At 54.7% G+C, this 13,950-nt stretch carries 14 protein-coding genes and 2 tRNA genes; 10 read left to right on the top strand and 6 right to left on the bottom strand.

Features of this window, described 5'->3' with window-relative positions; all coding sequences use genetic code 11:
- The first annotated feature begins 77 nt into the window (after window positions 1-77).
- Complete coding sequence (locus tag ABLV11_RS12595; protein WP_004112099.1) at window positions 78-512, top strand: DUF3574 domain-containing protein; 435 nt, start codon at window positions 78-80, stop codon at window positions 510-512.
- 129 nt (window positions 513-641) lie between these two features.
- Here ABLV11_RS12595 and ABLV11_RS12590 read toward each other — a convergent pair whose 3' ends face one another.
- Complete coding sequence (locus tag ABLV11_RS12590) at window positions 642-1,826, bottom strand: nucleoside transporter C-terminal domain-containing protein (protein ID WP_126488901.1); 1,185 nt, start codon at window positions 1,824-1,826, stop codon at window positions 642-644.
- A 272-nt stretch (window positions 1,827-2,098) separates the two neighbouring features.
- On the opposite strand from ABLV11_RS12590, the gene efeU reads away from it, so the two are divergent.
- From efeU to phoH, 4 genes are all read left to right on the top strand, one after another.
- On the top strand, window positions 2,099-2,929 hold the full coding sequence (gene efeU, locus ABLV11_RS12585; RefSeq protein ID WP_004112105.1) for an iron uptake transporter permease EfeU: 831 nt from the start codon (window positions 2,099-2,101) through the stop codon (window positions 2,927-2,929).
- Window positions 2,930-2,984: 55 nt separating this feature from the next.
- Window positions 2,985-4,112 (top strand): iron uptake system protein EfeO, encoded by a 1,128-nt coding sequence (gene efeO, locus ABLV11_RS12580; protein ID WP_023320698.1) that lies wholly within the window; start codon window positions 2,985-2,987, stop codon window positions 4,110-4,112.
- A gap of 4 nt (window positions 4,113-4,116) precedes the next feature.
- Window positions 4,117-5,397, top strand: coding sequence for an iron uptake transporter deferrochelatase/peroxidase subunit (gene efeB / locus ABLV11_RS12575; protein ID WP_126488902.1), 1,281 nt, complete (start codon window positions 4,117-4,119; stop codon window positions 5,395-5,397).
- A gap of 509 nt (window positions 5,398-5,906) precedes the next feature.
- The gene (gene phoH, locus ABLV11_RS12570) at window positions 5,907-6,695 is read left to right on the top strand and encodes a phosphate starvation-inducible protein PhoH (RefSeq protein WP_017146145.1); all 789 of its coding nucleotides are present in this window, start codon (window positions 5,907-5,909) and stop codon (window positions 6,693-6,695) included.
- Between the two features lie 50 nt (window positions 6,696-6,745).
- On the opposite strand, the gene ABLV11_RS12565 is transcribed toward phoH, so the two are convergent.
- Window positions 6,746-7,039: a YciI family protein gene (locus tag ABLV11_RS12565; RefSeq protein ID WP_004101004.1), complete on the bottom strand. Its 294-nt coding sequence runs from the start codon at window positions 7,037-7,039 to the stop codon at window positions 6,746-6,748.
- Between the two features lie 96 nt (window positions 7,040-7,135).
- Between ABLV11_RS12565 and ABLV11_RS12560 the strand changes: the two genes are divergently transcribed.
- Window positions 7,136-7,834 carry a hypothetical protein gene (locus ABLV11_RS12560; RefSeq protein WP_126488904.1) on the top strand — a complete coding sequence of 233 codons (699 nt, stop codon included), beginning with the start codon at window positions 7,136-7,138 and terminating at the stop codon, window positions 7,832-7,834.
- A gap of 152 nt (window positions 7,835-7,986) precedes the next feature.
- Here ABLV11_RS12560 and ABLV11_RS12555 read toward each other — a convergent pair.
- The 3 genes from ABLV11_RS12555 to ABLV11_RS12545 form a co-directional block, all read right to left on the bottom strand.
- Window positions 7,987-8,074, bottom strand: a tRNA-Ser gene (locus ABLV11_RS12555).
- A 145-nt stretch (window positions 8,075-8,219) separates the two neighbouring features.
- Entirely contained in the window at window positions 8,220-8,897 is a 678-nt protein-coding gene (locus ABLV11_RS12550; protein WP_126488905.1) for an isochorismatase family protein, read from the bottom strand.
- Window positions 8,898-8,917: 20 nt separating this feature from the next.
- Window positions 8,918-9,778, bottom strand: coding sequence for a pirin family protein (locus ABLV11_RS12545; protein ID WP_126488906.1), 861 nt, complete (start codon window positions 9,776-9,778; stop codon window positions 8,918-8,920).
- Between the two features lie 114 nt (window positions 9,779-9,892).
- Here ABLV11_RS12545 and ABLV11_RS12540 point away from each other — a divergent pair, with 114 nt between their 5' ends.
- Window positions 9,893-10,798 (top strand): LysR family transcriptional regulator, encoded by a 906-nt coding sequence (locus ABLV11_RS12540; protein ID WP_126488907.1) that lies wholly within the window; start codon window positions 9,893-9,895, stop codon window positions 10,796-10,798.
- Between the two features lie 414 nt (window positions 10,799-11,212).
- Here ABLV11_RS12540 and ABLV11_RS12535 read toward each other — a convergent pair.
- Window positions 11,213-11,300 (bottom strand) — tRNA-Ser (locus ABLV11_RS12535).
- A gap of 268 nt (window positions 11,301-11,568) precedes the next feature.
- Between ABLV11_RS12535 and ghrA the strand changes: the two genes are divergently transcribed.
- From ghrA to ABLV11_RS12520, 3 genes are all read left to right on the top strand, one after another.
- Window positions 11,569-12,507, top strand: a complete 939-nt coding sequence (gene ghrA, locus ABLV11_RS12530; protein WP_032728057.1) for a glyoxylate/hydroxypyruvate reductase GhrA — start codon at window positions 11,569-11,571, stop codon at window positions 12,505-12,507.
- An 85-nt stretch (window positions 12,508-12,592) separates the two neighbouring features.
- Complete coding sequence (locus tag ABLV11_RS12525; RefSeq protein WP_070557387.1) at window positions 12,593-13,330, top strand: phosphatase; 738 nt, start codon at window positions 12,593-12,595, stop codon at window positions 13,328-13,330.
- A 22-nt stretch (window positions 13,331-13,352) separates the two neighbouring features.
- Window positions 13,353-13,907, top strand: coding sequence for a molecular chaperone (locus tag ABLV11_RS12520; protein WP_004101018.1), 555 nt, complete (start codon window positions 13,353-13,355; stop codon window positions 13,905-13,907).
- The last annotated feature ends 43 nt before the right edge of the window (window positions 13,908-13,950 follow it).

Genomic DNA, 13,950 nt, shown 5'->3' with positions numbered 1-13,950 from the left:
CTTTATTGTTTGTGCCTCTTGCTAATCGATTGAAAATACGCTGATATCTGAGCATAAATATCAATGAGGGTAGCAAGATGAGTGTCAAACAGGGTGCGATGGCGTTAGTACTGGCAGGGATTTTAAGCGGCTGCGTAGCGCCCGCCGCGAAGATGGCCCCGGCGGCGGATGCTGATGCCTGCCCGGCGGATAACGCCATGGTGCAAACCACGCTTTATTTTGGCTTAAGCCGTCCGGCCGGGAAGGACATTACCGCCCAGGAGTGGCAGCAGTTCGTTGATCGCGACGTGACGACGCGCTTTCGCGATGGCCTGACGGTCTTTGACGCGCGCGGTCAGTGGCTCGGCAATGACGGAACCGTGGCGCGCGAGCAGAGCAAGGCGCTGATGCTGATCCATGGCAAAGATGCGAAGAGCGAAGAGGGGATTGAGGCGCTGCGCAATACCTATAAATCGCGCTTTGCACAGGAGTCGGTCATGCGCGTTGACCAGCCGGTCTGCGTGCACTTTTAATTTGCATCTGATGAAAGACCCGGGTTGCGGCTAACGCCTTACCCGGGCTACGCAACCTCAGCTCGTACGAGCTGGTAGCCCGGGCAAGGCGCTTTGCGCCGCCCCCGGGATCACAGGCAATAACTGCGGTTACAGTACCAGACCAGCAAAGCTGGCAGAGAGCAGGCTGACCAGCGTTGCGCCATACACCAGCCGCAGGCCAAAGCGGGAAACGATATTCCCCTGCTGCTCGTTCAGACCCTTAATCGCCCCGGCGATGATGCCGATAGAAGCGAAGTTGGCGAAGGAGACCAGGAACACTGATAAGATACCCAGCCCGCGCGGCGTCATGCTGGCAGCGATTTTTTGTAGCTCAATCATGGCGACAAATTCATTGGCCACCAGCTTAGTCGCCATAATACTGCCGGCGTTCAGCGCATCGCTTAGCGGGATACCAATCAGCCACGCCAGCGGATAGAAGACATAGCCGAGTATCTGCTGGAAGCTCAGGCCAAACAGGGTGGCGAAGAGCGCGTTAATGGCGCTAATTAAGGCGATAAAGCCAATCAGCATCGCCAGAATAATCATGGCGACTTTGAATCCGGCCAGAATATATTCACCGAGCATTTCAAAGAAGCTCTGCGATTCATGAAGCTTCTCAAGCTTGATCTCTTCCTCGCTGCCTGGTCGCGTCGGATTAATGATCGACAGCACAATAAAAGTGCTGAACATATTCAGGATCAGCGCGGCAACGACATATTTCGCGTCGAGCATACTCATATAAGCGCCGACAATGGACAGCGAAACCGTCGACATTGCAGTGGCCGACATGGTGAACAGGCGGCGCGAAGAGAGGTCGCCGAGCACGCCCTTATAGGCAATAAAGTTCTCTGATTGCCCGAGGATCAGCGAACTGACCGCGTTGAAAGATTCCAGCTTACCCATACCGTTAACTTTCGATAGCAGGGTACCAATCAGGTGAATAAAAATCGGCAGAATACGCCAGTGCTGAAGAATACCGATGAGCGCGGAGATAAAGACAATGGGGCACAGCACGCCAAGGAAAATAAACGCCAGCCCTTTTTCACTCATGCCGCCAAATACAAAGTTGGTGCCTTCGGCGGCAAAGCCGAGCAGTGATTCAAAAAAGGATGCGATATTTTTCACTAGCCACAGGCCGCTTTCGGCGTGGAGAAAAAAGAAAGCCAGCGCAACTTCAATAATAATTAACTGGATAATATAGCGAATGCGGATTTTTTTACGGTCGTAACTGGCAAGCCAGGCGAGCGCGAGGATAACCGCCAGCGCCAGCAGGAAGTGCAGGAATTGAGTCATGTTGTTCATTTCGCAGTAAATAAGGCCGCCATTTAGCCACAGCTCTTCGGCCGGGTAAATATCCGGCGCAAAAAATCCCCTTATCCTGCAGGGATGGCTTAAGGCAGAGAAATAATTCCGTAGCTCATTATTTGTTAGCGATTAATTTACAAATCGTCATCATTCCCTACACATTTCACTTGTGTTTCTGATTATTGTAATGATAATCACTATCAGAAATATTTACCTAACTTTGCATCAATTGACTGCGGTTCACATTTAAGGGTTTTGGTATGTTTGTCCCATTTCTCATCATGTTACGTGAAGGCCTCGAGGCCGCGCTGATTGTCAGCCTGATTGCCAGCTATCTGAAACGCACCCAGCGCGGGAACTGGATTAGCGTTATGTGGATTGGCGTTTTCCTGGCGGCGGCGCTGTGCCTGGGACTGGGGATCTTTATCAACGAAACGACCGGCGAATTCCCGCAACGCGAGCAGGAGTTATTCGAAGGCATCGTGGCGGTGGTGGCGGTGTGTATTCTGACCTGGATGGTCTTCTGGATGCGCAAAGTGTCGCGCAACGTCAAACAGCAGCTTGAACAGGCGGTTGATAATGCGCTTCAGCGCGGCAACCACCACGGCTGGGCGCTGGTGATGATGGTGTTTTTCGCCGTCGCTCGCGAAGGTCTGGAGTCCGTATTCTTCCTGCTGGCGGCGTTCCAGCAGGATGTGGGTATCTGGCCGCCCATCGGAGCGATGCTTGGGCTGGGAATGGCAATCGTTTTAGGATTCCTGATCTACTGGGGCGGTATCCGCATGAATCTCGGCGTCTTTTTCAAATGGACCAGCCTGTTTATTTTGCTGGTTGCCGCAGGTCTGGCGGCCGGGGCTATTCGCGCTTTCCATGAAGCCGGATTGTGGAACCATTTTCAGGACGTCGCCTTCGATCTCAGCAACGTGATTTCGACGCATACGCTCTTCGGGACGCTGCTGGAGGGGATTTTCGGCTATCAGGAAACGCCGACTATCAGCGAAGTGGCGGTCTACTTTATCTATTTGGTTCCGGCGCTGGTGCTGTTCGCGCTGCCGTCGGGCAATAACACCACCGCATCCCGAGCCGCGTAGTCGGGCATCGCGAATTCAAATAGTTACAACATACTTATCGAAAGGGATGGTCATCATGATGAATCATTTTCGTCGCACTGCGCTGCAGCTTACCGTTGCCGCGCTATTCAGCTCTGCATTTTACGCCCAGGCGGCCGATATTCCGCAGGTAAAAGTTACCGTTACTGACAAACAGTGCGAGCCAATGAACGTCACCGTCAAAGCGGGTAAAACTCAGTTCATCATTCAGAACCACAGCCAGAAAGCGCTGGAATGGGAGATCCTGAAAGGCGTGATGGTGGTTGAAGAGCGCGAGAATATCGCCCCCGGCTTTACGCAAAAGCTGACGGCAAACCTGCAGCCGGGTGAATATGATATGACCTGCGGCCTGCTGACTAACCCGAAAGGCAAACTGACGGTGACCGGAGAGGCGATCCAGGGTGCCGCGAAAGCCGATGCGCTGCTTAGCCTCGGCGAAGCGATTACCGCCTATAAAGCCTGGGTTAGCGCCGAGACTGCGCAACTGGTGAGCAGCACCAAAGCCTTTACCGATGCGGTGAAAGCAGGCGATATCGAGAAAGCAAAAGCGCTGTATGCGCCAACGCGTCAGCACTATGAACGTATCGAGCCGATCGCTGAGCTGTTCTCTGACCTTGATGGCAGCATTGACGCCCGCGAGGATGACTACGAGAAAAAAGCCGAAGATCCAAAATTCACCGGTTTCCACCGGCTGGAAAAAGCGCTGTTTGGCGATAACAGCGTCAAAGGCATGGATAAATACGCCGATCAACTACACGCTGACGTTATTGAGCTGCAAAAACGCATCAGCGAGCTGGCGTTCCCGCCGTCAAAAGTGGTTGGCGGCGCAGCCGGTTTGATTGAAGAAGTGGCGGCCAGCAAAATCAGCGGTGAAGAAGATCGCTACAGCCATACCGACCTGTGGGACTTCCAGGCCAACATTGACGGCGCGCAGAAAATCGTCGACCTGCTGCGTCCTCAACTACAAAAAGAGAACAGCACGCTGCTGGCAAAAGTGGATGCCAACTTCAAGAAAGTTGACGCCATCCTCGGTAAATACCGCACCAAAGAGGGTTTTGAGACCTATGACAAGCTGACGGATGCCGATCGTAACGCGCTGAAAGGCCCGATCACCACCCTTGCGGAAGATCTGGCCCAACTGCGCGGGATCCTCGGTCTGGATTAAGTCGATGGCAGAGCAAAAATACCCTATCAATGAACCGTCGCGTCGGCGGTTACTCAAAGGGATCGGCGCGCTTGGCGGCGCGCTGGCCTTGACCGGTGGCTGCCCGGTGGCGCATGCGGCAAAAGAGAAAAGCTCACCGGGTACGGTCTCCCCCGATGCGCGCATGGAAGCGCAGCCGTTTCATGGTTTGCACCAGGCCGGCGTGCTGACGCCGCAGCAGGCATCGATGATGATCGTCGCATTTGATGTCCTCGCCGGTGATAAAGGGGATCTGGAAAGGCTGTTTCGTCTGCTGACCCAGCGGATCGCCTTTCTGACTAAGGGCGGGCCCGCGCCGGAGACGCCGAACCCGCGGCTGCCGCCGATGGATTCGGGCATTCTTGGGCCGTGGATCGCCCCGGATAACCTGACGATAACCGTTTCGGTGGGGCATTCGCTGTTTGACGAACGCTTCGGTCTGGCCAGCCATGCGCCGAAGAAGCTGCAAAAAATGACCCGTTTTCCTAACGACTCGCTGGATGCGGCGCTCTGTCACGGCGATCTGTTGCTGCAAATTTGCGCCAATACTCAGGATACGGTGATTCACGCGCTGCGGGATGTGATTAAACACACGCCGGATTTACTCAGCGTGCGCTGGAAGCGGGAGGGATTCATCTCCGATAGCGCCGCGCGCAGCAAGGGTAAAGAGACGCCGGTGAATCTGCTGGGCTTTAAAGACGGCACCGCGAATCCATTGAGTTCGGATACTGCGTTAATGGACAAGGTGGTGTGGGTAACCGCCGATCAGGGGGAACCGGCATGGGCGACGGGCGGTAGCTACCAGGCGGCGCGGATTATTCAGTTCCACGTTGAGTTTTGGGACCGCACGCCGCTGAAAGAGCAGCAGACCATTTTTGGCCGCGACAAACTGACCGGAGCGCCGCTGGGGATGGAGCACGAGCATGATGTGCCCGATTACCGTAACGATCCTGACGGCGAAATCATTGCGCTCGACAGTCATATTCGGCTGGCCAACCCGCGCACTCCGGAAACGGCCTCCAGTCTGATGATGCGTCGGGGATACAGTTATTCGCTGGGGGTCACGAATTCCGGCCAGCTGGATATGGGACTGCTGTTTGTCTGCTATCAGCACGATCTGGAAAAAGGCTTCCTGACAGTGCAAAAGCGGCTGAACGGAGAAGCCCTGGAAGAGTACGTGAAGCCGATTGGCGGCGGATACTTTTTTGTTCTGCCGGGGGGCGTTGACCCTCAACATTATCTCGGTCAATCGTTAGTCGAAGCCTGACGTACCTGCCCTCCGGGGCAGGGCGTTTTCTGCTGTTTTTCCATTCATTTTTTGTATTTCCTGCCTTGTTTCATTTTTCTGTAATCTTATAGTCGGAAACTCTCCCGAGCCGCCATGAGAATTATTTGTTGTCTGTATGTGAAAAATAAGTTGCGCTTAGAATTATTTCTGATGTACTTATTACAGACGCGGTAGTTCTCGGCAGCAGTATCGTTTCATTATGGAGATCGCGAATGCCCGATTGCTGTAACGGAAAACGTCAAACCCGATACCGTACTCATCAGCACGGAAGCCCCACTTCCGGCCGCGATTTTCTCCCCGCCAAATCATCCCCCTCTATCACAGAAAATCTGAACCCAGGCAAGGTTATCGGTGCGCGTAGCCGTGACCCTCTGCCAATTCGTCAGGCAAGCAATGGCTTACAAGGAAGCCAAACCTCAATCGTTAGTGCGCATAATCGCGTCGAACGTGGCGCGTGTGATGTAAACCAACAACGCAAGGTGCTATCCATGGGAAGACAAAAAGCAGTGACCAGAGCTCGTCGTGAGGCCAAACGTGTGCTGAGACAGGATTCGCGAAGCCATAAGCAGCGCGAAGAAGAATCGGTCACATCGCTTGTGCAAATGAGTGGCGTAGAAGCCATTGGCATGGCGCGGGATAGCCGCGATCTATCGCCAATTGAAGCGCGCAATGAGGCTCAGGCGCATTATTTGAACGCCATCGACAATAAACAGCTGATCTTTGCCACGGGCGAGGCCGGGTGCGGTAAGACCTGGATTAGCGCGGCGAAAGCTGCTGAAGCCCTGATTCATAAAGATGTGGACAGAATTATTGTTACCCGTCCCGTTCTGCAGGCCGACGAAGACCTCGGCTTCTTACCGGGAGATATCGCCGAGAAGTTTGCTCCCTATTTCCGCCCGGTTTATGACGTGCTGGTGAGGAGGCTGGGGGCTTCCTTTATGCAATACTGCCTGCGCCCGGAAATCGGCAAGGTGGAAATCGCGCCGTTCGCCTATATGCGCGGACGTACATTTGAAAATGCGGTGGTGATTCTGGACGAGGCCCAGAACGTGACCGCGGCGCAAATGAAGATGTTTTTGACCCGCCTCGGGGAGAACGTGACGGTTATCGTCAACGGTGACATCACCCAGTGCGATTTACCTTCAGGCGTGCGGTCGGGTCTGGCCGATGCGCTGGCGCGTTTTGAGGAAGATGAAATGGTGGGGATCGTGCGCTTTACGACGGACGATTGCGTGCGTTCAATGCTTTGCCAGCGCGCGTTGAAAGCCTACTACTGATAGTTTCTTAGTCTGCAAAGCCCGGGAAACCGGGCTTTGTTTTTGCTTAATTACAGCAAGGCCTGCAGTGAAGGGCTAGTCATCGTGGCTTCAAAGGGAATGATATCGGCCTTCGCCACGCCAGATTGCTGAAATGGGTCCAGGCTTAACCGATTTTGCAGCGCAGCCATATCATCGCCTTTAGCCAGAATCACGCCACCGGACCTGGGGATTTTACGCCCCGACGCGAGAAATATTCCCTCAGCATACCCTTGCTTAAGCCATTCCACGTGTGCTGCAAGCTGGGCATCTACTTCTTCAAGCGGTTTAACGTAAGTCAGAACAACAACGGCAATAGTGCTCATATTCCTTCCTGGATAGTGAGTGGTAACGCTTCGGCAGTTTATCATTAGCGTGGATAGTATTTCAGGCTCTTTTATCATCTTTAGCAGGAGTGCGCTATGAATGAAAATAACAGCGGTTTGCTAAACTATATTGAATTGCTAAAGTCGCATGAAGCGGCTTTAAAAAGGAAATTACTCGCCGGCGATAAAAGTAAATCTGACCGGTGGCTATTTATCGGGTTAGTGGGGATGGTTCTGGTTTCCTTTGGCGCAATGGGCGGGTATATGCTGATCAAGCCCTCAGGCCGCTGGCTTATTGATTTGTCGATCGTACTCATAGCACTTTCCTATGTAGTGCTGATTCTCATGCCAATCATTAAAATCTACCAGCAGCGAAACACGATAAAATACTTCTTCACCATGCCGCTCAGCGCCAGCGTAGAACAAAATATTAAAAAAGAGGCCTTAACCGACGAGCGTTTTCTTGCGGATTTTGTACGCTTAGGCAAGCCTACCCTGGAGTTGGGGCTGCTCGAGATAAAGCACGAACGTGAGTTTCTGAGTAAAAGAATCAATCTTATTGTCGGCCCCGTCGATAAACTTGGTATTCTGCCAGGGATAATCTCTATGGTTATTACGTTAGCAAAACCTGTAGCAGGCCATGATTGGGTTATGGGGCTGGCATATGGCTATATCGGTCTGGTCGTTCTCTCTTTGTCGTTTATAAATTTATTGGTGAAGTACGACCGCGTCATATCGTTAACCGAGGTTGCTCTTTCGCGCTGCGATGAAGTGAAGGGCGATGTGCAGGGGTGAGGGCGGTCATAAAATGGCGGTGAATGATATGTTGTGCGAAGGATGGCCGCGCCGTGACTCTATTTCGGCCCGTCGGGGCTTCTCATCCCCCCCGGTGGCGTGCAATAGACGAAAAAAAAGCCCGTACTTACGTACGAGCTCTTCTTAAAATATGGCGGTGAGGGGGGGATTCGAACCCCCGATACGTTGCCGTATACACACTTTCCAGGCGTGCTCCTTCAGCCACTCGGACACCTCACCATATTGTTTTGCTGCTCACCTTGGGTGGGCAACGGGGCGCTACTATAGGGAGTTGCGCTAAAACGGTCAAGCAGTATTTATTCTTTTGCTATCGTTCGGTTAAGCATTGAACACTGCCCCGTCGTAGCGCGGCGGGGCAGGCGTTTTAACGCTGTGAATCAAGCTGTTCGTTATTCTTCACCACGTCCTGCGCTTTGGCATAGCTCTCGATCAGCAGCTGGTATGCCGGGAAGACTTTAGTATAAACCTCAGCCCATTCTGCGGCGTCCGGTCGATTCCATGTGCGCTGCAGTTCGGAAGCGACCGCGGCGGTATCCATCGGCACGACGCCCGCCTGAACGACCCGGGCGAGAGTGATCTCCTGCGCCATCTTGCTATAGGTGCCGGAGGCATCGATGACGGCAAAAACTCTATAGCCGTCGGCGACGGCGGCAATTGCCGGGAACGCCATGCAAACGCTGGTAATCGTCCCGGCAATAATCAATGTTTTACGGCCGGTGGCCTTTACCGCGGCCACAAATTCCGGATTATCCCAGGCGTTGATCTCCCCCTTACGCGCAATATAGTGCGCATGGGGCGCATTCTCATGGATCTCAGGGATTAGCGGCCCGTTCGGTCCCTGCGGCACCGATGCCGTGGTGATCACCGGAATACCGGCTAACGAGGCCATTTTTGCCAGCGCGGCGGCGCGCGCCCGTAGCTCCGGCATCGGCATATCGCCTACGGTCTGGAAGAGACCGCTCTGGTGGTCGATCAGCAGCATGGCGGTATCATTGACATCAATAACAGGACGAGAATCATTAAAGTTAGCTGGGGTAGACATATTCTTCACCTCATTCAGTATCAGATTTGGCCGAAGCGGCCGCTATTAAAATCACGAACCGCTTCTGCGATTTGCGCTTTGGTATTCATCACAAACGGGCCGTAGCCCACGATCGGCTCCTGCAGCGGCTCGCCGGCCATCAGCAGCACTTTGGCGTGACTATTGGCCGCGAGGTGGAACGTTTCACCTTTTTGGCTGAGCACCACCAGCTGACCTTCGCGGGCGTTACCCTCGCCGTTCACCACGATTTCACCTTCCAGCACCACCAGCGCCGTGCTCCAGCCAGCGGGCTGATGCAGGGTTACCTCATGACTCTGGTTTAGCTGCAGGTCCCATACGTTAAGCGGCGAAAAGGTATGCGCCGATCCGACAACATCCTGATAGCGCCCGGCAATCACCCGCATGCGGCCAGCGTTATCCGGCAGCTCGGCGTCAGGGATGGCATCCGCCGTGATGCTTTGATAGCCGGGATGCGTCATCTTGTCTTTAGCCGGAAGATTGACCCACAGCTGAATCATTTTCAGCTCGCCGCCGGAGCGGGTAAATTCCGCCGAGTGGAACTCTTCGTGCAGGATCCCGGCGCCTGCGGTCATCCACTGCACATCGCCCGGTCCAATGACGCCGCCTCTGCCTGTTGAGTCTCGATGTTCAACTTCGCCGGAGTACACCACGGTGACGGTTTCAAATCCGCGATGCGGATGTTCGCCGACGCCGCGTTTCTCGGACCCTGCCGGGAAGTGATGAGGGCCTGCATAGTCAAGTAGCAGGAAGGGGCTTAGCTGTTCGCCGTGCGTCTGATAAGAGAACATTGAGCGAACCGGGAAACCATCGCCTACCCAATGCTGCGCAGGCGCGGTGTAGATTCCGGTAATCTGTTTCATGGCTTTCTCCAGTGCATCTGTTTCTGATGTGAATAAGCTTATATTCACCACTAATACTCCGGTAGATAGCAAAAACGGCCTATACTGTTCCAAAAATGGAACGATGGAGGAAGAATGCAGGATCTCAACGATTTAGCCTGGTTTGTGCAGGTGGTGGATCACGGAGGATTCGCGGCGGCGGGCAGAGCGCTCGATCAGCCTAAATCCAAACTGAGCCGGCGAATCGCCCAGTTAGAAGAACGCCTCGGCGTACGTTTGATTCAACGTACAACCCGTCAGTTTGCGGTAACGGAGGTGGGGCACACCTTCTATCAGCACTGCAAGGCGATGCTGATAGAGGCGGAAGCGGCAGAGCAGGCGGTAGAGACCCTGCGTTCCGAGCCCCGCGGAAGCGTCAAGCTGACCTGTCCGGTGACGCTATTGCATGCGCACGTCGGGCCTATGTTGGCGCGGTTTATGGTGCGCTATCCGGGAGTTAATCTGCAGCTGGAAGCCACAAACCGACGAGTTGATGTCGTTGGAGAGGGCGTTGACATCGCGATCCGCGTACGCCCAAGGCCGATAGAGGATAGCGATCTGGTAATGCGCGTTCTCGCCGATCGTGGTCACCGCCTGGTCGCCAGTCCACAGTTAGTAGAGCAAAAGGGGCAGCCTGTGGCGCCGTCAGAATTAAGCGATTGGCCGGGTTTGAGCCTGGGCGCAGGCAAACATCAGCATAAGTGGCAGTTGACCGGCCCGGAGGGCGCACGGGCGGAAGTCTACTTTACACCCCGGCTGGTCACCACGGATATGTTGGCGCTGCGCGAAGCGGCAATCGCCGGCGTTGGGGTGGTACAGCTTCCTTTATTAATGGTGCGCGATCAGCTGGCGGCTGGCGAGCTGGTGGTTGTCCTCGATGAGTGGCAGCCGCGCAGGGAGGTGATCCATGCGGTGTTTGCCTCACGGCGCGGGTTGCTCCCCTCGGTCAGGGCGCTGGTTGATTTCCTGAGAGAAGAGTATCAGCGGATGGAGGAGGATTAGCATTTGCCTGAATCCACAAGGCGCAGGCTGTCGAACAGAGTCTGAAGCCGCAGAAGGGGGGCCCGGAGGCGGCGCGATGCGCCTGTCCGGGCTACCGGGCGGTGGCGTGCAATAGGCGAAAAAAAAGCCCGTACCTGCGTACGAGCTCTTCTTAAAATATGGCGGTGAGGGGGGATTGACTCGCTGCGCTCGCCGTTACTCGGCTCGTCCCTGGGCCTCGCCCCTGCGGGGCCAGCGTAAACGCTGTTCAAAATTGCTCCCGGCAATTTTGTCGGGGCAGACTCCTCGCAGGCTCGTCATCTGTCCAACTGGCTGACGCCAGTTGTCGACCCCGGTCGGGGCTTCTCATCCCCCCCGGTGGCGTGCAATAGGCAAAAAAAAGCCCGTACCTGCGTACGAGCTCTTCTTAAAATATGGCGGTGAGGGGGGGATTCGAACCCCCGATACGTTGCCGTATACACACTTTCCAGGCGTGCTCCTTCAGCCACTCGGACACCTCACCATATTGTCTTTCCCGTTATTGTCGGGAACGGGCGCTAATTTAGGGAAATACGTATCGCCCGTCAATCAACTTTTTAAAAAAATCGTGCGTTTAGCCAAACTTCAAGCAACTTGCTCCTTAAACGCGCGAGAATCGTTTTTTTTGTCACCATTCTCTTTTTCACACGCTCCCCGAACGAAATTTGCTATGCTGGCAAACCAATAGAAAACAACGAGTAAAACGCGGCGCTAACCTAACCTGCCTGTAGCGTCGGCTATCAGGAGCCTTTATGGATATCATTTTTTATCACCCGACCTTTGACACCCCTTTCTGGATTGCGGAACTGGAAAAACAGCTCCCCGGCGCGCGAGTTCGCGAGTGGAAATCCGGCGATGAACAACCCGCTGACTATGCGCTGGTCTGGCATCCGCCGGTAGAAATGCTGCAAGGCCGCGATTTAAAAGCCGTCTTTGCCCTTGGCGCCGGCGTCGACTCCATCCTGAGCAAACTGCGTGAGCATCCGGAAATGCTGCCGTTGTCGACGCCACTATTCCGTCTGGAAGACACCGGCATGGGGTTACAAATGCAAGAGTATGCGGTGAGCCAGGTGCTGCACTGGTTCCGTCGTTTTGATGACTATCAGGCTTTAAAGCAAGAAGCGCGCTGGCAGCCGCTGGAGGAGTATCAGCGCGAAGACTTTCCCATCGGGATTATGGGGGCGGGCGTACTTGGCGCAAAGGTCGCCGAAGCTCTGCAGTACTGGGGATTCCCGCTACGCATCTGGAGCCGCAGCCGCAAATCCTGGCCGCAGGTCACCAGCTTTGCCGGGGAAAAGGAGCTGAACGCCTTCCTGAACGGAACACGAGTGCTGATTAACCTGTTGCCCAACACGGCGGAAACCGTGGGAATTATTAACAGCTCGCGCCTGGCGCAGCTGCCGGATAATAGCTATGTGCTGAATCTGGCCCGCGGAGTACATGTGGTTGAAGACGATCTGCTGGACGCGCTGAATAGCGGTAAATTGAAAGGCGCGATGCTGGATGTTTTCAGCCGTGAACCGCTGCCCGAAGCGAGCCCGCTGTGGCGCCATCCGCGCGTGGCAATGACGCCCCACGTGGCGGCCGTAACCCGGCCTCTGGAAGCCATTGCTTTTATCGCCAAAACCATCGGTCAAATGGAACGGGGTGAAACGGTCAGCGGGAAGGTCGATCGCCAGCTGGGATACTAAGCGTCAGCCCCGCCTGCGCGGGGTTTTTGCTGCTCTCAGGCGCAGATTCCTGCTATTCTTGCCACAAACAGAGAAGGAGATTGTGATGTATCCTGTTGACCTGCACATGCATACCGTCGCCAGCACCCACGCTTACAGTACCCTGCACGACTACATTGCGGAAGCCAAGCGCAAGGGGATCAAACTCTTTGCCATTACCGATCACGGGCCAGATATGGCCGATGCGCCGCACCACTGGCATTTTATCAATATGCGTATCTGGCCGCGTCTGGTGGATGGCGTTGGTATTCTGCGCGGTATTGAAGCCAACATTAAAAATACCCAGGGCGAAATAGACTGTACCGGCCCGATGCTCAGTTCGCTGGACCTGATTATTGCTGGCTTTCACGAGCCGGTGTTTCCTCCGCAGGATAAAGCCACGAATACTGAGGCCATGATCGCCACCATCGCGAGCGGTACGGTGCATATCATCAGTCATCCGGGGAACCCGAAATTTCCCGTTGATATTCCGGCTATTGCCGCCGCCGCGGCGAAGCACCATGTGGCGCTGGAAATCAATAACTCATCTTTTGTCTCGTCACGCATTGGCAGTGAAGATAATTGCCGTGCCGTCGCGGCGGCCGTACGGGATGCCGGCGGTTGGGTGGCGTTGGGCTCAGATTCTCACACGGCATTCACGCTCGGTGATTTTACTGAATGCCGTAAAATCCTTGATGCCGTAGATTTTCCGCAAGAGCGGATTCTAAACGTGACGCCCCGGCGTCTGCTTAATTTTCTTGAATCGCGTGGGATGCCAGCGATTGCGGAATTTGCTGAACTTTAATTTGAATAACTGGAATAACTGAATGAACGAGTTTTCAATCCTCTGCCGCGTGCTGGGCTCTCTCTATTACCGTCAGCCGCAGGATCCGCTGCTGGTTCCGCTATTTACCCTTATTCGCGAAGGGAAGCTGGCGGCAAGCTGGCCGCTGGAGCAGGATGAACTGCTGGAGCGCCTGCAAAAGAGCTGCGATATGCAGGCTCTGGCTGCTGACTACAACGCGCTGTTTGTCGGTGAAGAGTGCAGCGTAGCGCCATTTCGTCGCGCATGGGTAGAGGGCGCTACGGAAGCTGAAGTTCGAGCTTTCCTCAGCGCGCATGGCGTTCCCACGGGTGAGGGCGCGGCGGATCACTTAGGCTCCTTACTGCTGGCCGCATCCTGGCTGGAAGATCACGCGGCAGAGGATGAAAGCGAAGTTCTGGAAACGCTGTTTGCTGAGTATATTCTCCCCTGGTGCGGCGCATTCCTTGGCAAGGTTGAAGCGCATGCGACTACGCCGTTCTGGCGCACGATGGCTCCGCTAACTCGTGAAGCGCTTTCAGCCATGTGGGATGAACTCCAGGAGGAAGGTGAACAATAAATTGTGATTTAAATCACAATTAAAATGCAACGAGTGATTTCTT

Source organism: Klebsiella sp. GW_Kp181, assembly GCF_040062315.1.
In the GTDB taxonomy this organism is placed as follows: domain Bacteria; phylum Pseudomonadota; class Gammaproteobacteria; order Enterobacterales; family Enterobacteriaceae; genus Klebsiella; species Klebsiella oxytoca.
This window is presented reverse-complemented; position numbering and strand designations above follow the sequence as displayed.